19 protein-coding genes are annotated in these 21,096 nt (G+C 29.0%); 16 read left to right on the forward strand and 3 right to left on the reverse strand.

The features are described 5' to 3' along the window. The first annotated feature begins 2 nt into the window (after nt 1-2). From BN2409_RS05695 to BN2409_RS05740, 10 genes are all read left to right on the forward strand, one after another. Nucleotides 3-1,460, forward strand: coding sequence for a 4Fe-4S dicluster domain-containing protein (locus BN2409_RS05695; protein WP_110942971.1), 1,458 nt, complete (start codon nt 3-5; stop codon nt 1,458-1,460). 101 nt (nt 1,461-1,561) lie between these two features. Then, the gene (locus BN2409_RS05700; protein ID WP_053955685.1) at nt 1,562-3,106 is read left to right on the forward strand and encodes a spore germination protein; all 1,545 of its coding nucleotides are present in this window, start codon (nt 1,562-1,564) and stop codon (nt 3,104-3,106) included. Between the two features lie 4 nt (nt 3,107-3,110). Further along, the gene (locus BN2409_RS05705) at nt 3,111-4,259 is read left to right on the forward strand and encodes a Ger(x)C family spore germination protein (protein ID WP_053955686.1); all 1,149 of its coding nucleotides are present in this window, start codon (nt 3,111-3,113) and stop codon (nt 4,257-4,259) included. Nucleotides 4,260-4,261: 2 nt separating this feature from the next. Then, nucleotides 4,262-4,471, forward strand: coding sequence for a hypothetical protein (locus tag BN2409_RS05710; protein WP_053955687.1), 210 nt, complete (start codon nt 4,262-4,264; stop codon nt 4,469-4,471). Nucleotide 4,472: 1 nt separating this feature from the next. Next, nucleotides 4,473-5,618 (forward strand): Ger(x)C family spore germination protein, encoded by a 1,146-nt coding sequence (locus BN2409_RS05715; RefSeq protein ID WP_053955688.1) that lies wholly within the window; start codon nt 4,473-4,475, stop codon nt 5,616-5,618. Between the two features lie 96 nt (nt 5,619-5,714). Next, complete coding sequence (locus BN2409_RS05720; protein WP_053955689.1) at nt 5,715-7,682, forward strand: methyl-accepting chemotaxis protein; 1,968 nt, start codon at nt 5,715-5,717, stop codon at nt 7,680-7,682. Nucleotides 7,683-7,793: 111 nt separating this feature from the next. Then, entirely contained in the window at nt 7,794-8,657 is an 864-nt protein-coding gene (locus BN2409_RS05725) for a metal ABC transporter solute-binding protein, Zn/Mn family (protein ID WP_053955690.1), read from the forward strand. A 10-nt stretch (nt 8,658-8,667) separates the two neighbouring features. Beyond that, nucleotides 8,668-9,429 carry a metal ABC transporter ATP-binding protein gene (locus BN2409_RS05730; RefSeq protein ID WP_053955691.1) on the forward strand — a complete coding sequence of 254 codons (762 nt, stop codon included), beginning with the start codon at nt 8,668-8,670 and terminating at the stop codon, nt 9,427-9,429. 1 nt (nt 9,430) lies between these two features. Continuing rightward, nucleotides 9,431-10,255 carry a metal ABC transporter permease gene (locus BN2409_RS05735; RefSeq protein ID WP_053955692.1) on the forward strand — a complete coding sequence of 275 codons (825 nt, stop codon included), beginning with the start codon at nt 9,431-9,433 and terminating at the stop codon, nt 10,253-10,255. Nucleotides 10,256-10,394: 139 nt separating this feature from the next. Next, on the forward strand, nt 10,395-11,600 hold the full coding sequence (locus BN2409_RS05740; RefSeq protein WP_053955693.1) for a polysaccharide deacetylase family protein: 1,206 nt from the start codon (nt 10,395-10,397) through the stop codon (nt 11,598-11,600). A 29-nt stretch (nt 11,601-11,629) separates the two neighbouring features. Here the strand turns inward: BN2409_RS05740 and BN2409_RS05745 are convergent, their stop codons facing one another. After that, nucleotides 11,630-12,958 carry a sodium-dependent transporter gene (locus tag BN2409_RS05745; protein WP_242847913.1) on the reverse strand — a complete coding sequence of 443 codons (1,329 nt, stop codon included), beginning with the start codon at nt 12,956-12,958 and terminating at the stop codon, nt 11,630-11,632. Nucleotides 12,959-13,254: 296 nt separating this feature from the next. On the opposite strand from BN2409_RS05745, the gene BN2409_RS05750 reads away from it, so the two are divergent. Continuing rightward, the gene (locus tag BN2409_RS05750; RefSeq protein ID WP_110942973.1) at nt 13,255-14,361 is read left to right on the forward strand and encodes a GerAB/ArcD/ProY family transporter; all 1,107 of its coding nucleotides are present in this window, start codon (nt 13,255-13,257) and stop codon (nt 14,359-14,361) included. A 2-nt stretch (nt 14,362-14,363) separates the two neighbouring features. Here the strand turns inward: BN2409_RS05750 and BN2409_RS16730 are convergent, their stop codons facing one another. Continuing rightward, nucleotides 14,364-16,226 carry a monovalent cation:proton antiporter family protein gene (locus BN2409_RS16730; protein ID WP_110942974.1) on the reverse strand — a complete coding sequence of 621 codons (1,863 nt, stop codon included), beginning with the start codon at nt 16,224-16,226 and terminating at the stop codon, nt 14,364-14,366. Nucleotides 16,227-16,301: 75 nt separating this feature from the next. Next, nucleotides 16,302-16,967 (reverse strand): DUF421 domain-containing protein, encoded by a 666-nt coding sequence (locus BN2409_RS05760; protein ID WP_199872935.1) that lies wholly within the window; start codon nt 16,965-16,967, stop codon nt 16,302-16,304. Nucleotides 16,968-17,087: 120 nt separating this feature from the next. Here BN2409_RS05760 and BN2409_RS05765 point away from each other — a divergent pair, with 120 nt between their 5' ends. From BN2409_RS05765 to BN2409_RS05785, 5 genes are all read left to right on the forward strand, one after another. Next, nucleotides 17,088-17,780, forward strand: a complete 693-nt coding sequence (locus BN2409_RS05765) for a peroxiredoxin (RefSeq protein ID WP_110943032.1) — start codon at nt 17,088-17,090, stop codon at nt 17,778-17,780. Between the two features lie 174 nt (nt 17,781-17,954). Continuing rightward, nucleotides 17,955-18,401: a PaaI family thioesterase gene (locus BN2409_RS05770; protein WP_053955696.1), complete on the forward strand. Its 447-nt coding sequence runs from the start codon at nt 17,955-17,957 to the stop codon at nt 18,399-18,401. 121 nt (nt 18,402-18,522) lie between these two features. Next, nucleotides 18,523-19,269: a polysaccharide deacetylase family protein gene (locus tag BN2409_RS05775; protein WP_110942975.1), complete on the forward strand. Its 747-nt coding sequence runs from the start codon at nt 18,523-18,525 to the stop codon at nt 19,267-19,269. Nucleotides 19,270-19,420: 151 nt separating this feature from the next. Then, nucleotides 19,421-19,963 carry a phosphatase PAP2 family protein gene (locus BN2409_RS05780; protein WP_053955697.1) on the forward strand — a complete coding sequence of 181 codons (543 nt, stop codon included), beginning with the start codon at nt 19,421-19,423 and terminating at the stop codon, nt 19,961-19,963. A gap of 318 nt (nt 19,964-20,281) precedes the next feature. Continuing rightward, entirely contained in the window at nt 20,282-21,094 is an 813-nt protein-coding gene (locus tag BN2409_RS05785) for a CsxC family protein (protein ID WP_242847914.1), read from the forward strand. Nucleotides 21,095-21,096: the final 2 nt, after the last annotated feature.

A 21,096-nucleotide genomic window follows, 5' to 3' on the forward strand; every position in this document is an offset into this window, starting at 1 on the left:
TGATGAGAAAATTTGAAAATAATGTTCAGATGATTAAATATAAAGTTTTAAAAGAAGTATCTAGATTTGCCATGGAAGGAAAATTACATGAAAACCTAGGCAATATTCCAGATATTGTTTTAGCAGATCCAAATACAAGAAATAGATGTTGCATCTATAAGGAAAGAGCTATTGTCACAGAGAGGGTCAATCTTGCTATTGGAGGAGATAAAAATAATTCTAATATTATAGAAGTTTTAGAAAGTGCTTGTGATGAATGTCCTATAGATCGATTTACAATTACTGAGGCGTGCAGAGGATGTCTTGCACATAGATGTTCAGAGGTGTGTCCTGTAGGAGCTATTTTTCATGTGGGACAAAGGGCATACATCAATCAAGAAAAATGTATTGAGTGTGGAAGATGTAGAGATGCTTGTCAGTATAATGCAATTTCAGATGTAATGCGTCCTTGTAGAGGGGCATGTCCTACAAAGGCTTTATCTATTGATGAAAATAGAAAAGTAGTGATAGACAATGATAAATGTATACAATGTGGTATATGTATCATACAATGTCCTTTTGGAGCTTTAATGGATAAATCTTTTGTAATAGATGTGATTGAACTTTTAAAAAATGAAAAAGAAGAGACTCATGTATATGCTGTGATTGCACCGGCTATTGCCAGTCAATTTACAGAAGTAAAAATAGAGAAGATGATATCAGCCATTAAAAAATTAGGATTTCATGATGTAGTAGAAGCTGCTTTAGGAGCAGATATGGTAGCTTTACATGAGGCACATGAATTTAAAGATACAATAAAAGAAAAAGAATTTATGACAACTTCTTGCTGTCCTTCTTTTGTAGAGTATATCAAAAAAGAGTATCCTACTCTTTTAGATCATGTGTCTAGTACTGTATCTCCAATGATTGCTATATCAAGGCTTATCAAAAAAACTGATCCTATGGCGAAGGTAGTATTTATAGGTCCATGTACTGCAAAAAAGGCTGAAATTCAAAAGGAAGATATAAAGGGCAGTACAGATTATGTACTGACTTTTGAGGAACTTTGTGCTATGATTGACGCAGCAGAAATAAATGTAGAGGAATGTGAAGAAGATGTACTCAACAATGCTTCTTTCTTTGGAAGAATTTTTGCTAGATCAGGAGGAGTAACACAAGCTGTGAGCCATATTATAGAGGAAGAAGGAATGAATGTAGAGTTAAATCCTGTATGTTGTGATGGAATTAAGGAATGTGATAAAGCTTTAAAATTAGCAAAGTTAGGAAGAGTCCAAGGAAATTTTATAGAAGGAATGACATGTATTGGAGGATGTATCGGAGGAGCTGCATCACTTCATCATGGATCAAAGGATAAAAAAGAAGTAGACAAATATGGAGAAAAAGCATTAGAAAAGAAAATAAAGGATGCATTAAGAGTATTTGAAATGAATGATATTGATCTTCATACAACACATAAATAAACCACCTATTTCTTATAGGTGGTTTATTTATGTATTAGAATAGAAAAAATCAATTTAGCAAATAATACTGTAAACTATATAAGGATGTAGAGGGTGTTTATATGTTTAGGATCCTAAAAAATAAACTTTTCGGACAAGATCACACAAATAGAAATAATTTATATCAACCTACTTATCTTACAAAATCTCTAGATGAAAATATTTCTATATTCCAAAATATTTTTAAGCATGATGAGACTATTATTTTTAGGAAAATAGAAAGTAGAGAATGGCAAAGTTTAAAATGTTGTTTGATTCTTGCTGATGGAATGGTAAAAAAAGATGATATTCATGAATTTATTATTCAGCCTATTGTAGAAAGTAAAGATCCAAAAGAAAATATCAATATTTTAGATTTATTGTCTAATAAAATTATAACTACAGCAGAAATAGAGAAGCAAAAGGATATAGATGATTTAGTAGAAGCTATTTTATCAGGAAATAGTGTTCTTTTAATAGAAGGAATGAAAGAAGCTCTTATATTAGATACAAAGGGATGGGCATTTCGTGCCATTACTGAGCCTTTATCAGAACAAGTTGTAAGGGGACCTAGAGAAGGATTTACAGAGACTTTAATTGTGAACTTATCTTTGCTTCGAAGAAGAATTTTAACTTCTGACTTAAAATTTCAGTTTAAAAAAATAGGAACAAGAACAAATACCAAAGTATGTATATGCTATATTGAAAGCTTAGTCAATGAAAAAATACTAAAAGAACTTCATAAAAGACTAGATGATATAGAGATAGATGGAATTTTAGAGTCAGGATACATAGAAGAATTTATAGAAGATGCTCCTTTGTCTCCATTTTCTACGGTAGGACATACAGAAAGACCAGATATTATTGCAGGAGGGTTATTAGAAGGGAGAATTGCTATTTTAGTAGATGGTACTCCATTTGTATTAAGTATACCCCATTTATTTATTGAAGATTTTCAAGCAAATGAGGATTATTACAATCGATCTTTTTATGCAACTATCAATCGGATGCTTAGAATTTTATCATTTTTTTTGACAACCAGTGTACCAGCTGTTTATGTAGCACTCGTTACCTTTCACCAAGAAATGATTCCAACGCCTTTGATTCTTAGTATATCTGCAGCGAGAGAAGGAGTCCCATTTCCTACTATTGTAGAAGCTTTATTAATGCTATTAGCCTTTGAGCTTTTAAGAGAAAGTGGAGTTCGTCTTCCTGCTCCTGTAGGAACTACTATAGGCTTTGTGGGAGCTATTATTCTAGGACAGGCTGCAGTAGATGCAAAATTTGTAAGTGCACCTATTGTGATTGTAGCAGCTTTGACTGGAATTACAAATTTTTTAATACCTAAAATGATTGGACCTGTTATTGTCATAAGATTTACTTTTTTAATGCTTTCTGCATTCTTAGGATTATATGGGTATATTTTTGGAGTCATTGGATTATTTATTCATCTTATGTCTTTAAGATCTTTTGGAATTCCTTATATGTCTCAGATAGGAAGTGTAAAGCTTCAAGATATGAAAGATACTAGTATTAGAGCTCCTTGGTGGTATATGTACTACAGACCTAAGCTTTTATCTCACAATCCTATTCGAAAGAAGGATTCTCAGATTCCTGAAAAGAGGTAAAAAAATGAAAAAAATAATGGGTGTGATATTGAGTATAATTTTTTTATCAGGATGTTGGAATTACAGAGAAATTAATAATACATCTATAGCAGCAGGATTAGCAGTAGATTATGATAAAAATAAAAAACAAGTGATTTTAAATGCAGAAATTATTTATCCCACTATTGCAGGAGGAGAAACTACTTTAAAAAGTCAGATCGTAAGAGGTGAGGGGCGAAATAGTTTCGATGCTATTAGAAATATGATTCAGACAACAGGGAAAAAAATATTTTGGGCTCATGCAAAAATTATTGTGATCGGTGAAGAAGCAGCTAAAAATGAAAAGGTACTTATTAGTCTGATAGATTTTGCTAAACGAGATGCAGAAGCTAGAGATGATTTATGGGTACTAGTATCTAAAGAAAAAACAGCAGAGGAAATACTAACTATGAATCCTTTAATTCAAGATATCTCGTCTTTTCAAATAGAAGATATTCTAAAAAATGAAAAGGGGATATCAAAGTATGTAGCTACTCCCCTTTGGAAATTTGTTGATGACTTATCTTCAGAAGGTATTTCACCTGTTCTTCCTACAGCAAGTACAAATATATTTGAAGGAAAAAAAATTGTAGAGATATATGGCACAGAAGTTTTTAAAAAAGCAAAACCAGTAGGATGGTTAAATGGAAATGAAACAAAGAGTTTATTATTTGTTTTAGATAAGTTAAAAGGAGGGGCATTAGTAATTGATCAAAAACAAGAAAAAAGCTATCAAAAAATTGCACTAGAGATTCTTAAAAACAAGACAAAAATTGAACCTATTGATAAGGATGGACAGATAATTATAAATATTTCTACAAAGACTACTGTAAATATTAATGATTTAGAAAGTAAAATCAATTTTATGGATAAGAAGATTATGAGTGAAATTCAAAAAACAGCAGAAAAAAAAATAGAAGAAGATATTCAAAAAGTAGTAGAAAAAGTTCAAAAAGAATATAATAGTGATATTTTTGGATTTTCACAAAGTATAGAAAGAAAATATCCAAAACTTTGGACAGAAATGAAACCAAATTGGGATAGGGTTTTTAAAAATTTAAAAGTAAATGTACACTCAGATGTTTTAATTCGAGGAAGTGCACTAAGATCAAAACCAATTGAGGTGAAAAAATAAATATGGTGATTTTGATTATATTAGCATATTTGATTATTGGGGTATTAGAGATTGTACCTCTTGTTAAAAAGAAACAAAAAAAAGAGCTCATTCTTTACATGACTTTGTTTTTAACAGCTTTTGTAATGAGTATATTATTAAGTTTAGGAGTTAAGATTCCTAGTCCTGCTAAGCCTATAGAAAGAGTAGTAAAAGCAGTTATAGGAGGATAGTATGTTAAAAAAAATTTTATTAATAAGTATCCCTTTATTATTGTTAAGTGGGTGTTGGAATTACAAAGATATCAATACTACTAGATTGGTATCAGGAATGGCAATAGATTATGACTCAAAGAAGGATGAATATATTACTACCATTGAAATAGTAAATTTAAAAGCAGGAAAAAGAGGAGTGATGAAAGGACAATATTACCAAAGCAGAGGATCTCTTCCTTTTGAAGGAGTGCGAGATATTATTATGAAAACAGGAAGAAGATTATATTGGACACATGCAAAGGTTATTATTATTAGTGAAGAAATAGCAAAGAAAAAGATGATGCCTATTTTAGATTATATGCATCGAGATGCAGAGTTTAGAGAAGAAATTTATTTTATTGTTTCAAAAGAAAAAACTGCACAAGAGATTTTAGAAAAATATACAGCAGAAGAATTTAGTCCTATTCTTTCTTATCATATGTATGAAGGGATTCAATCAGAAAAAAATCTACCTAAATATATTGGAACAGAGTCTTGGCAATTTATTAAGACATTGTATGAAGAAGGAGCCTCTACTGTTCTTCCTACTGTTGAAAACGTAGAAAAAAATGAAGAAATATATCCTATTTTAGGAGGAGTGGCAGTATTTCAAAAAGACCATTTTGTAGGATATCTTACAGAATCAGAAACAACAGCATTTTTATGGGCAGTAGATCGCATAAAAGGAGGGCTAGTTACAGTAGATCCAAAAGTAGATAATCAAAAGGTCAATGTAACCTTAGAAATACTAAAAAACAAAACAGAGCTTAAGCCTATTTATAAAAATGGAGAAATCATTATGAATATAGAAATTATGACAGATGTAAATATAGCTGAAATTGATGGATCTATAGATGTAATTGGAAAGAAGGGAAGAACTGTCTTAGAGAAAGAAGCCGAAAAATATATTCAAAATCAAGTAGAAAGGGTAATACATAAGGTACAAAAAAAATATAATAGTGATATATTTCAATTTAGTAAAAAAATTAAAAATACTATGCCTCATACATGGAAAAATATTTACAAAGAGTGGGATAAAATATTTAGTGAAATAAAAGTAAATGTAGAAGTAAAAGTACATATACAGGGCAGTGCTTTGCAATCAAAACCTATTCAAATAAGATAAAAAACATTCTAAAAATAAAAAATATACTGACTAAATATGATAGAATAATAGATGGGAATATACTTTTGGATGATGGAAAAAAGGGGGATAAAGCCAGTGAGAGTAAAAGCAAAATTAATTATGATCCTGGTAACACTGTCAAGTATTGCATTAATTGTAGTTTCATCTTTAGGATTTATGAGTATGAAAAAGGAATTAATGGAAGATATACATCTACAAATGACCAACACTCTAAAAGATACAAGTACTTACTTAGATCAATGGGTATTGACAAAAGGAAAAGCAGTAGAAACCATTAAAAACATACTAGAAAATATCAATCAAGATGAAATTTCTTATAAAGAATATCTTCAATCTTATAAGGATGATGAGGATATATTTTCTGTATATATGGGTTTTGAAGATGGAAATTATGTAGATGGAGGAGATTGGATTCCAGAAAAAGATTGGGATCCTAGAAAAAGGCCTTGGTATGAGAAGGCAATCAAAAAAGGAGAAAAAATATATACAGTTCCTTATATAGATGCTGAGTATAAGGAATATGTAGTCTCTGTAGCACTTCCTGTAAAAAATAAGGAAGGAAAATTTAAAGGAGTTATTTCACAAGATATTATTTTAAGATCTATTGTAGAAGCAGTCAATCATATTCAGGTAAAGGGATATGGATATGGAATGCTTATGGATGAGGATGGAGTTATATTTTCTTATCCAGATGAAAAGCTATTAAATACCAATATAGTAGAAAATGAAGAATTAAAAGAAGTTGGAAAAGATATGCTCATCAAAGATTATGGAACAGCTCAGTTTTTAGCAGAGGGTCAAAATAAATTAATGGTTTATAAAAAGTTGCCGACAACAGGATGGGTTTTAGGTGTAGTAGTTTCAGAATCAGATGTGTATAAGCCTCTTTTAGCACTAAAAATAAAATATCTGTGCATCAATACAATTGCAATACTTTTTATTATATTATTTGCTTTATATTTTTCTAAAAAGTTAACTACTCCTTTGACTCAGCTTACTCATTATGCAGAAAAATTAGGAAATGGAGATTTATCTATAAAAACTAATATAAAAGGAAATGATGAAATTGGTTTATTGTGTAAAGTATTTAATACAATGGGCAATAATATAAAAGCAATGATACAAAAAAACCAAGGAATTGCTAAAGATGTTACAAAAGAATTTAATATGGTTACAAGTTCTATAAGAGAAATTAATATAGCAAACAAAGAAGTTGTAAAGGCTATTGAAGAAATTGCATCAGGAGCAAATCATCAAGCTATAGAAAGTAGTCATGGGTTTGAATTAACAAATCATTTAGCACAAAGGATAAAAGATATGAATATGCAAATTGAATCTGTCAATAAACAAGCTGTACATATGCATAAAAAAAATGAAGATGGAATTTTGTCTATGATGGATTTAAAAGATAAATTTCAGCAAAATATGGATGCCTGTGAAAGAGTAGAAAAATTCATTATGGAATTGGCAGAAAAATCAAAGTCTATTGATCAGATTATAGAAACTATAAGAAATATTGCACAACAAACAAATCTTTTGGCTTTAAATGCTGCTATTGAGGCTGCAAGAGCAGGAGATTCGGGAAGGGGATTTGCAGTAGTTGCAGAGGAGGTAAAAAAATTAGCAGAACAGTCCTCAAACGCTACAGGAGAAATACAAAATATTATAGAAAAAGTTATTTATGTGATTGAACAAGCAAATTCAGAAATGAAAAATTCTCAATCAGTTGTAAAAAATGTGAATGACTCTTTAAAGGAAAGTACAGAGATATTTACAAAAATGAAGATTTCTTCAGATGATGTCATAAAAGAAATTAAATTGTTGAATGAAAATATTGATCATATAGATGGATTAAAAGAAAATGTGGTGACTGCTATTGAAGCGATTGCTTCTGTGGCACAACAAGCAGCTGCATCTACAGAGGAAATGAATGCATCTACACAGGAACAAACTAATGCCATAGAAGATATAGCCCATACCATAGAAGAATTAGATAAGATGATGCAAGTTCTTGTAGAATCTATGAATATTTTTAAAGTGTAAGAGTCTGGTAGATTGCCAGACTTTTTTACACATATTAGATGCAAATGACTTGCATTTGCACTATGTTTTTGCATATAATAAGAATAGACAAAAATGGAAGGGAGTATGTATATGAAAAAAATTCTATATATTCTATGTATGAGTTTTATAGTTGTAATGTTTATAGGTTGCAGTCAAGAGACAAAGAACAATGACAAAATAAAAGTAGCTGTATCTATTGTTCCACAAAAGACTTTTGTAGAAGCTGTGGGGGGGGATTTAGTTGAAACAATAGAAATGATTCCTCCAGGAATGAGTCCTGAAAATTATGCACCTTCTCCTAAGGAGTTAAAAATGCTTAGTGAGTCTTCAGTGTATTTTTCTATAGGGGTTCCAGCAGAAAAAGAAAATATTTTGCCCAAATTAAAAGATATAAATAAAGATATTCAATTGATATCTTTAGAAGATGAGGTATCAAAAGTTTATAAAGATAGAGAATTTGCACCAAACAAAAGAGATCCTCATATATGGTTGTCTCCTAAAAGGGCAGTCGTAATGATTGCAGTGATTAAAGATGAGCTTATAAAAATTGATCCGAAAAATAAACAAATTTATGAAGATAATGCCAATCAATATATAAAAGAATTAAAGGAAATAGATGTAAAAATAAAAAAATCTATTGAAAAACTTCCTAAAAAATCTTTTATTGTATATCATCCAGCTTTTGGGTATTTTGCAGATGATTATGGGCTAGATATGATATCCATTGAAGAAGAGGGAAAGGAAGCAACCATAGAAGATATTAAAAGAGTAATTGATTTTGCAAAGAGTGAAAATATAAAAGTTATATTTTATCAAGCGGAAATTGACTCTAGACAGTCTAGAACCATTGCAGAAGAAATAGGAGGACAAACAAAAGAAATTGAACCTTTAGCAAAAGAGTATATAAAGAATTTAAAGGATATGGCGAAAACTTTTACAGAGGTTCTAAAATAGAGGTGAGAATATGATGGATGTATTAAAGCTTGAAAATGTAAATGTTTTTTATGATCAAGTACATGCTCTTTCAGATATTTGTTTGAGTGTTAAGGAGAAAGATTTTTTAGCTATTATAGGACCCAATGGAGGAGGAAAAAGTACTCTTTTAAAAACTATACTAGGATTATTAAAACCTACATCTGGTAAAATTATGTTATATGGAAAAAGAATTCAAGAAAACTTAGGGATGATAGGATATGTTCCTCAATTTACAAAATTTAATAAAAAATTTCCCATTTCAGTAGAAGAGGTAGTACATTTAGGGTTTTTAAAAAATAAGAATCATCCTTTTATAAAGTTGAAAGAAGTAAATAAAAAAAAAGCTGAAGATATTATGAAAGAATTAAATATTTTTGAGCTTAGAGACAGGCAAATAGGACAATTATCGGGAGGACAATTACAAAGAGTATTGATTGCTAGAGCTTTAGTGGTAGAGCCTAAACTTCTTCTTTTAGATGAACCTACTGCTAGTTTAGATGCAAATGCCAAAACCCAAATTCATGAAATATTACAAAGGCTCAATAAAGAAATGACTATTGTTATGGTTACTCATGATATGAGTGCTGTATCCACTTATGTAAAAAATATTGCTTGTTTAAATCAAAAACTATTTTATCATGGACAACCAAATTTAACAGAATCTATATTAGGGCAAGTATATGGATGTCCTATTGATATGATTGCCCATGGAGTATCTCATAGAGTATTGCATGAGCATGAGGAGGAATGATATGTTAGAAGAAATCTTTCGTTATGAATTTTTACAACATGCTATTTTAAGTGCTATTTTTGCAAGTATTGCATGTGGGATCATTGGAACAATTATTACAGAAAAAAATTTAATTATGATGAGTGGAGGAATTGCACATACGGCTTTTGGAGGAATTGGAATGGGTTATTTTATAGGAGTTGAACCTATATTTGGAGCTTTGGTATTTTCTATTGCAGCAGCTTTGGGAGTAAACAAAATCCATAAAAAAACTCATACAGGAGAAGATGTATTAGTAGGTATGTTCTGGTCGTTAGGAATGGCCATTGGGATTTTATTTATATGGTTAACACCTGGATATCCCCCAGAGTTATCTTCTTATCTTTTTGGAGATATATTGACAGTTTCTAAAATAGATTTGTATATGATTATTCTAGTAGATTTGATAATTTTAGGTATAGTAGGAGCTTATTTTCAACAATTTAAAGCATATTTATTTGATGAAGAGTTTGCAGCAGTAATTGGGATAAAGACTAGTTATTTAGAAAAAATAGTTTTTATTTTAATTGCTTTAACCATTGTAATTTTAATAAGGGTAGTAGGAATTATTTTAATTATAGCACTCCTTACAGTACCTACAGCTATTGCAAAGGAATTTACTTATGATTTAAAAAAAATTATGATTTTGTCAAGTTTAGTAGGAATTTTATTTTGTCTTTTTGGTCTGTTTGTTTCCTATATATTACAAATACCTTCAGGTGCAAGCATTGTAATTTCATTAGTCATATCTTATTTTATCCTTTGTATGATAAAAAATAAGACAAAAAAAGAAAAACTTTCTATTTAAAGAAAGTTTTTTTGTTCTTTAGAAGATTATGTATTTGATAAAATTGTGTTTTTTTTGTCTTTCATAAAATTGTAAAGTATCTTTCAAAATAAAATACATATACTAAAAGTCAAAAGGAAGTAAAAATTCCAGTAAAAATATGCAGATCAATAAGAAATGGTGTGAGATGCTCATCATGAAAAAAATAAAATGGTATATGTTATTGATTATTTTTTTGTTTCCAATAAAATGCTTTGGAATGGATGAAGATATAGATCATATGGTTTATATTGTAGTAAATGACCAGTTGATAAGTTTTGAAGAAACTTATCCTGTCATTCAAAATGGAACTACTTATGTTCCTATTAGATTTTTAGCACAACATTTAAAGGTAAAAATAAAGTGGGATAAAAAAAGCAATAATATTTTTCTCACAAAAGGGAGCAAACAGATTATACTGGATCTAAATTTAAATGCTTTATTTACCAATCAAGGACAAGTTATTATAGATAGTATTTTTTTAGAAGATGGAAGAACAATGGTGCCTTATAAGTTCATAGCTAAATATTTTGGATATGAAGTAAGTTATATTGATAAAGGCCCTATTGCAAGAGCTACCAATGAAAGTTTATGTGTAGAAGATAAAGATTTATTTAATATACTTCAAAATAAAATTCTACAGGAAAAAGAAAAAATTTTGACTCAAATAAAAAGAAAAAAAGAAGAACAAATAGCAAAAGAAAGAATTGAAATGAGAAAAAATCTTAAAGTTGTATATATTACTTTTGATGATGGGCCTACTCCTTATACAAAAGAAATATTAGATATACTCAATCAATACGATGCTAAAGCTACTTTTTTTATGCTTTCCGATAGAATTAGAAGCTATAAATCTGTAGTAAGAGAAATGATTTCTCAAGGAAATAGTGTAGGGCTTCATGGAGTCAGTCATAATGTAAAACAAATTTATCAGTCTGAACATACAGTAATTAAAGAAATGAATGAGTGTAATGACCAATTACAAGAAGTAGTAGGCATAAGAAGCAATTTAATTCGTGTTCCTTATGGAAGTGTTCCCCATATGAAGAAGAATTATGTAGATGCTGTAAAAACAGCTGGATATAGAATGTGGGATTGGAATGTGGATAGCAAAGATAGTTGTGGAAAAAATATTCTACCTAATGAGATAGTAGAAAATGTAAAAAAACAAGTAAAAAATAAAAAAGTTGCAGTCATATTACTTCATGAAAGAAAATCTACAGTCAAAGCACTTCCTTATATTTTGCAATACTTAAAAGATCGAGGATATATTACAGTTCCTATTGATTATAGAGAAGAACCTATAAATTTCTGGAATAAAAAATAAGACTATTTATAGTCTTATTTTTTAATGATTTATCCAATTCCTCCATAAATGACTCCTAAAATTAAAACAATTCCTGCTATAAATACAAATATATATTTAGCAAAGAACTCCCACCACTTTCCTAAAGGATTTTTTGCTCCTTTGTTGATTTCTTCTCTTGCATTTTCAATTCCATAAATCCAAAAAAATGTAATTGCAGCTAAAACAGCACTAAGAGGAAGAAGGTAGATGGAAATAAAATCTGCAAAATTACCAAACCAATTCATATTTAGATCAAGAGGAATTCCAAAGATAAAACCTATTCCTGCAGCAACAAATACGCTTTTTTTCCGATTCCAAGAGAATTGATCCATAAAAGATTCTACTAAAACTTCCATCAATACAATTTCAGTAGAAATAGCAGCAAATAAAATACATAAGAAAAATAATATACCAAATAAATATCCACCAGCCATTTCCTTAAATATGTGAGGCATAGTGATAAATAACAAAGGGGGTCCAGCTGTTACATCTAAGTGAAATGCAAAAGAAGCAGGAATAATAATAAATGCAGCTAAAAGAGCAGCAAAAGTATCAAAAAAAGCTGTATGAACAGCAGAAGAAGGAATATCTTCGTTTTTTGGAAGATAGCTTCCTAGTACTACCATACCTGCTCCCCCTAAGGATACAGTAAAAAATGCTTGGCCTAGTGCCATAATCCAAGTTATAGGTTTTGTAAGATAAGACCAATCAGGAACTAAAAGATATTTTACTCCTTCTATAGAACCAGGTAGTGATAAAGAACGGATCATAAGGAATAGAAACAAAATAAATAATGAAGGCATCATAATTTTATTCATTTTTTCAATTCCTTGTTTGATTCCTAGAATAACAATGCTTACGGTAATGGAAATAGCTAAAAAGTTCCAAATTATACTTTCTGGTTGCCCTACAAAACTATCAAATGAACGTGTAATATCAATATGATAAAAATCTCCTTTTATGGCAAATGAAAAATATTTGAGTACCCAACCTACTACTACTGAATAAAAGATCAGTACACCTGTTTGAGCAATAACAGGAATGCTTCCAACACATGTACCAAAGGGAAGATTTCTTTTTTGAAATACCTTTTTAAAGGCACCCATAGAGCCTCTTTGTTGAGATCGTCCAAAAGCAAATTCTCCCATAAGTCCTGTAGTTCCTAATCCAAATACAAATAATAAATATGGAATTAAAAAGGCAGCTCCTCCAAATTGGCCAAGTCTCCAAGGGAACATCCAAATATTACCTAATCCTATGGCAGAACCAATACAAGCCAAAATGAAACCTAGTTTACTTGTCCACGTTTCCCTTTCTATTTCATGAAAATTTTTCAAATAATATACCATCCTTTCTAAAGTTATCCACAGTGTATTCATTTATATAATTTCCTAAAGAGTAAAAAAAACTCTCCGTAGGAGAGTTTTTTTATACTAAAAATATCATTAGTAATAATTATATATTTTCTACTCAACTACGATCCTACTATTATAACTGCTATTTTTAAATTGATTTCCTACTAGGCTACCATCTACTTTTTTCATTTTATCTAAAAAATTTTTCACTGTCAATATAACTTTATAAATAAGGGAAAATAGAAATAAAATAATTTGGTTAAACTATATGATACAACTTGAAAAATAAGGATTGGAGAGGAAAAGTAGTGAATAAAGAAGTCATTTCAGATGGCCAAGGAATATCTATTGCTGTTTTATTTCTTTCAGGAACATCTACCATATTAGTAATGGCATTATGTGCCAAAGGTGATTTCTGGATTGCTATTATTTTAGCTGTTTTATTGGGCTTAATTATGTCGTTTGTATTGACTAAGTTAAATCATCAATTTCCAGGAAAAAATTTATATGATATCCATGAAATTTGTTATGGGAAATTTTTAGGAAAAATAATTAGCTTTTTATATATGTATTTTTTATTTGAAGAGGGAATTGCAGTTTTTTCTAATACAAAGCAATTTATTACAGAAACTAGTATTTTAGAGACTCCTCAGATCATTACTATTATTCCCTTAGCTTTACTATGTGTTTGGGCAGTAAAATCAGGAATAGAGGTAATTGGAAGATGGGCAAAATTATTTATCATTTTATTTGTGATTGTAGTGACTTGTATGTCTATTCTTTTATTACCTAAAATAGAACTAAGCAATATGGAGCCTATCTTATATAATGGAGTAAAGCCTGTTTTAGAAGGTACATTGATGGCTTTTGCTTTTCCATTTGGAGAGATAATTATATTAGCTTTTGTTTTTGAAAATTTTCAAACAAAGAAATCTCCTAAAAAAATTTATGTATGGGGGTTAATTTTGGCAGGGATTATTGCAATGAATAATTCAGTAATTACTGTTTTGTTTTTAGGTATTGATATTTCCACTACTTCTTATTTTCCTGTATTTCATGCAGCGGCAGGAATAGATGTAGGAGAGTTCATACAAAGGTTAGAGGTTTTTACAGTATTAATTGGTGTATTAGGAGCTTTTTTAAAAAATAGTATCTTGCTATTATGTGTTTGCAAAGGAATAGGAAAAATATTTAATATATTAGATTATAAATTATTCTCTCTGCCTGTAGTTTTAATGATGTTAATTGGGTCAGAAGTGTATCATCCTAGTAGAATGGATTTTATCTATTGGAATACTTATGTTTGGTCTTATTATGCAGTTTTATTTGAAGCATTGCCTATTTTACTTTTGGTTATTGCAAAAATCAAAAAAAATAGGCAATAAATCTATTTTTTTTGATTTTCTCCTAATATAAATTTGGCTTGCTGAACACTTTCAGTAGATCCTATTAACATAATTAAATCTTCTTTATGTAATATATTATTTCCATGAGGGATAATTTTTACATCTTTTCTAATGATGGATAAAATTAAACAATCCCCAGGAAGTTTTAAATTACGAATAGGCATATTATAATAACTTGAATTGGTTAAACAAATTTCTTCTATACAAAAATCATCATCTTGCTCAAATAAAAGAGAAAATGCTTGAGGATGTAAAATAAGATTTTCAGCCATAAATACAGTAGAAAATGCAGGAGAAATCATAGTGGCAAAAGGATTTTCACTCATATGACTAGATTGATTATTTGTAAGAAGAAGTATATTTTTAATGTTGAAGATGACCTTTAATTTTTGACAAATTTCAGTACTGATTTCATCAGAAGTTTTATAAACTACTACTGTATGAGCATTTTGGATATCTGTTTCTTGTAAAAAATGAATATCTAAAGGATCTCCTAGAAAAACTTTATATCCTTGACTAAATATTTTGTCATATTTTTCAGGGTTATGAGTAATAAAAATAATATCTATACCTTGTTTTTGTAATCTTTTTGCTAATAATAAAGTTTGCTGTTTTCCACCAATCATATAAACTGTTTTTTTCTTTTTTATAAAGGATGTGTTTGTCATTTTATTAAATAAAAGAGGAGAGAATGTACAAGTTAAAATTGCTACAAGCACAATAGCTCCATTTGTTTCTTTACTAATAATATTAAGCTTTAGCCCAATCGTACTTGTGGCAATAATTAAGCTTAATCTAGAAGATAATAAAAGTCCTGCTGCTAAAGATTCTTTCAAAGAAAATCTAAGTTTTAAAATAAAAGAAGGAATAATTTTTACTGCATATACAGCTACTAAGAGAGCTGGAAGTAAATAAATAGATTTTGGATTATGAAGAACATATCTAATATCAAAATTTGCACCTACCATGATAAAAAATATAGGAACAAAGAAGCCATAACCAATAGCATCAAGCTTCATATATAATTGAGAAGTCTCCCGTTCATTCAATAAAGATACAATTACTCCTGCTAAAAAAGTTCCCAATATGATTTCTGTGCCAAGCATCTTGGCTAATGCCATGAAAATAAGGATAAGAGAAAAAGCTCCTCTGACCTTTATCTGAGACGTAGCATGAGAAAGATCTTGTATAATTTTTTTACCTGTTATACGAAGCCCCATTTTATAAAAAATAAAAAACGCTACAAACAATAAAAGAATTAATAAAACTTTATAAGAAGCTGCAGAGGTATAAATGGAAATATATACAGTTACCAAAACCATTGTAGCAAAATCTGCAATGAGTGCAGAAAGTAAAATAGTTTGCCCATAGGATGTATGTAAAAGATATTTTTCTTTTAATGTAGGAACTACAATTCCTAAAGAAGTAGTACTTAAAATTAATGTAATCAAAGGAATATTTAAAATAAAATTCATACTTTTTAAAATATAGCTAATGATTGTTCCTAAAAAAAGAGTTCCTAAGAAAATGAAAAAAGCAAGAATAATGGATTTTTCATACCATTTTTCACTACTTTTTTTCCCAGAAGATTTAATAAAGTTAAAATCAATTTCAAGACCTGATAAAAACATTAAGAAAGCAAATCCGAAAGTATAAAGAAAATTTAGCCAAGGACTTTCATCTATTAAATTGAAACCGCTTTTTCCTACAATCATTCCTGAAATTACTTCTCCAACAACAATAGGGATAGGTAGAAATTTTATTTTTTTAACAAAAATAGGGACAAAGGTTGCCAATAAAATAATGATTAATAAAGAACTATAAGATATTACTTCATGTTCCATAAGTGACCTCCTGTTTTTGTATTTAAATATTTCTTTTAGTTATATCATAATCTTTTATGAATTTATCGTAAACATTTATTTTAAAGAAGAACGTAATTTTATTGTAAGAGATTTAGTTTTCTCACAAATAAAAGCATAAATAATGTCTGAGACATCTGCATTTTTTTGTTTTAAATGATATAAAAGCCAATCTTTATTTTTACCAAGAAGCTCTAAGTTCTTTTCTTGTATTTTTCCATCAATGATAACAGAAATAGGAAGACCTTCATCATCAATAGAAATGTTCATATGTTCTACAGTTACAGGAGTATTTTCTACTTTAGGAATAATGCTAATGGCTCCAATAGGCTCCAAAATAGCATAATCTATATCAGATACTTTAGGATAGCCTTCGCTTCTTAAAATAGAAAGAAGTTGAGCTATAGATAATCTGCTTTTTTTAAGATTGTTTTCAAGAATTTCACCTTTTTTGATGAGTATAGTAGGTTCTCCTAAAAAAAATTTATTACCTATTTGTTTTAAAGTTAAAAAAGAAAAGAAAAGATGAAAACATACTAAAATTAATAAATTGATTAAGGTGGGTTTATATTCTGTACTAATTAAAGGTTCAGAAGCGATGGTTCCAATAATAATAATGGCTACTAAATCATAAGGAGTCATTTGAACAATAGTAGATTTCCCCATTACTCGCATAATAAATATGGTGATTAAATAAAGAGATGCAATTTTTATAATAATCATGATTATTTCCTCCTATGTATTTATATTATTTTTTGTAAAAACAAATAAAAAAATTCAAATATTTCAATGTTTCATATGAAACGGCTTTTTTATGAACATATTACTGATCTAATACATAAAATGAATATAAATCATAATTTCATAGGTGGTGGTCATGTGAAAGATTGCAAAGATAATGAAGATAAATGTTTAAAGATTGGAATGAAAGCCCCTGATTTTTGTGCAATGACTACATTTGGGCCTTTAAAATTTTCACAATTAAAAGGAAAATGGGTAGTATTATTTTCACATCCTGGAGATTTTACACCTGTTTGCACTACAGAATTTATTGCTTTTGCTCAATGTGATCCATATTTTAAGAAAAGAAATGTACAATTACTAGGACTAAGTATAGATAGTAATCCATCTCATTTGGCGTGGGTATATAATATTTATCAACATACAGGCATAGAGATTCCTTTTCCGATCATTGCAGATAGAGATGGTTCTATTTCAAGGTTATATGGAATGATTTCACCTGATGTAAGTAGTACAGAAACTGTGAGAACTGTGTTTATTATTGATGAAAATCAAATCATTCGTGCCATTTTGATTTATCCACTGACCAATGGAAGAAATATATCAGAAATTCTTCGATTGGTAGATGCACTTCAAACAACAGACAGAGAAAAAGTAGCTACACCTGCAAATTGGGTACCAGGGCAACCTGTAGTAGTTCCTCCTCCTCAAACCTATCAAGGTCTTGTGGATAGAATGAATAATCCATGTGAATTGAGTTGTATGGATTGGTATTTATGCTTTAAACAAATATAAAAATAGGATAAGTACTTTTAATACTCTGAGTTTGCTAAAATATAGTTTGTATTTAGTATGGGAGGATAAATATTTTTTATCCTCTTTATTAAGCTAAATAAAAGGTTGAATAAAAGGTTGAAAAAAAGTATAGTTATGAATAGGCAATAGATTACAAAGGAGTAGATATAAAAAATGAAACAAGAAGAATTAAAACATATTGTTGAAAATGGAATACTAGGAGACTTTTCTGCAAATTGTGTACAAGTTATGAAGCCTAAATTTATTGAATACATAGAAGATGAAAGTTTAACTTGTGCATATCCTATTTTACATGAGTACTTAAATCCTAGAAATACTATGCAAGGTGGGTTTATGGCGGCGGCTTTTGATAATACTTTAGGAGTATTGGTACACTTATCTACAGGTAAGGTAGAATTTACATCACTAGATCTAAGTGTCCATTATCATAGGCCTATTTTTGAAAAAGATGAACTAACGGTCATTGCTAAAATTCAACATAAAGGAAGAAGAATTGTTCAAGTATTAGGAGAAGGATATAATAAAGAAAAGAAGCTTATTGCAACAGCTTCTAGTAAAATAATGATTTTAGAGAAAGAAAAATTTTTCAAAAATAAGTAACGCTCAAGGAATTGAGCGTTTTTTTAGTTCTGCCCAATTTATAATAAATCAAGACATGATGAATATAATAAATATTATGAAGATTATGTTTTGGATATAAACTTGAAGGGGAGAAATAAAAATGAGAACAAAAATATTTAAATCATTCATTTTTGCTATATTATTTTTTTTAATAGGAATCTATACATTTCAACAAGAAACAAGAGAAATTTTCAAACAAAGTGTTTGTACATTTTTAACTTTTGGAAATACTCATAATGAAATTATAGATCAAGGATCAGAAAATGAAAAAATAATTGCATTGACTTTTGATGATGGGCCTCATCCAAGATTTACTCCTCAAATTTTAGATCTATTAAAAGAATATGATGCAAAGGCTACTTTTTTTGTGATAGGAAAACATGTAGAAGCTTATCCAGATGTAATCAAAAGAGAAGTAATAGAAGGTCATGAAATTGGAAATCATACTTTTTCTCATATAGATACCAAACAAACAGCTTCTATCCAAATAGAAAAAGAACTGAAACAAACACAAGATCTTATTTTTGATATAACAGGTGTAAAACCAAAAGTATTTCGTCCTCCTTTTGGATTTTATGATTCTAAAATTATAAATATTGCGCACAATTATGACTGTAAGATTGTATTATGGTCACCTCATCAAGATACAAAGGATTGGAATAATCCTGGAGTTGAAAAAATTATTCAGCATACTCTTTCTCAGATCAAAAATGGAGATATTATATTACTTCATGATTATGTTGAAAAAGATTGTCAATCTATTGAAGCATTAAAAATAATTTTGCCGAAACTTAAAAAAAGAGGATATAAGTTTGTAACTGTATCTGAGTTAATAGAAAACTTATAGAAAAGAAGAACAATAAAAATTTGTATAATATTTTTAATACATGATGTATAATGAAATATATACCAAAACATTCGTATTTCCTGGGGAATAATGAAGAATATATAAAAAGAATATAAAGATATGATATAGAATATAAAACAAGGAGAAGTTTATGAATTGGATTCAAGAGTTTGACATGAATGTATTACACAATATACATTATTATACACAAAATCACATTTTTGATAAAATAATGCCATGGATTACTTTCTTAGGAGATAAAGGCTTGGTATGGATTATTTTTTGTATTTTGTTACTACTAAGTAAAAAATATAGAAAGGTAGGGTGTTTAGCTTTATGTGCATTAGTGATTAGTAGTGTTCTAGGAGAAGGAATTTTTAAACATCTATTTAAAAGACCTAGACCTTTTTTACAACTACCTAATTTACAATTATTAATTTCAAAGCCAACAACTTATTCATTTCCATCTGGACATACATCATCTTCCTTTGCAGTAGCAGGAGTGCTATTTAATAAGTTAAAAAGATTTAGAAAAACGATTCTTTTTATAGCTTTTCTAATAGCTTTCTCAAGATTATATTTATTTGTTCATTATCCATCAGATGTTTTAGCAGGAGTTGTATTGGGTGTAGGTTCAGCTATGTTTGTTATAAATTTAGATCATAAAAAAGTTTTGTTTGGGAAGAATTATTAAGTAAAAGTGATTTCTAATGAATTAGAATAAAAAAACTAAACCCTATATTTTCTCTATAGGGTTTAGTTTTTTTATTCTATAGGAATTTATATAAATGAATAAATTGCGAATAATTTTAGAAAGATAAATTTTCTATTAATTTAAGCAACGAAAATTTTGAATGAAATAAAAGAATGTTAATTAGGTCATGAGGAATGGCCATAGAGATGTGCAAATTTTTTATTCACCATATAGGACAATCTGAATAATATGTATTAGGGTATAGGACAAGAGAAGATTATATCCAATAAAGAATAAAAAATGAGGAGGAAAATGATAATGGCATGGAATAAATATAATCCAATACAAAATTTGCAAAAAAATCAAGTGGAGGTAAAAGAGTGCACATCTAGCTGTGTAGAGGTATCTGGAGGAACTTCAGAAGAATGTGTAAATACACCTGTTGACATTGGTTCACTTAGAACAGGTTCTATAGCTAAAATACCTGTAGTACTTGCTGAATTAACTGTAAAGGTAAATGTAGATTCTTTTATTACTCTACCAGAGGTTGCATGGGAAATTAAAAATATTAAAAAACGTGTAAAAATAACTCAATGCTTATTACTTCAAAATACCAATATGCTTTTTATCAAAGGATTTGTAAGAAAAAATATTGAATATGCTACAAGAAAATGTTCTAATGAAGAAGGTTTTTGTGGAGATATCAAGCACTGTACAGTAGATGTACCATTTAGTTGTACGACTCCAATTTCATTTAATGGTATTGAACCCATTCCACCACAATATAATAGAGCAAAAGAGTTTGAGTATTTTAGAGAAGAAGCTTTAAATTATGATGGATTTGGATCAAAAGATAAATTATTATCAGGAGATCTTCGTGAGTTTAATCAAATCAGTGAAGAATATTTTAATGAACTTCCTTTCTGCGAATTGATTAGAGCAAGAATTGTAGAATTTGATGAGATTCTTAACTATACAGATTGTAAAAAAGAAAAAATGCCTTTTGAAGAAAAAGCATTTAGAAAAATTGAAGAAAAAATGGTTTTATTTGTCACTCTTAAAATCCTTCAAAAAAGACAAGTTGCAATTGGTGCAGTAGAAGCTATATCTGATTGTCCTTGTGACTGCTAAGA

Source organism: Inediibacterium massiliense (assembly GCF_001282725.1).
In the GTDB taxonomy this organism is placed as follows: domain Bacteria; phylum Bacillota; class Clostridia; order Peptostreptococcales; family Thermotaleaceae; genus Anaerophilus; species Anaerophilus massiliensis.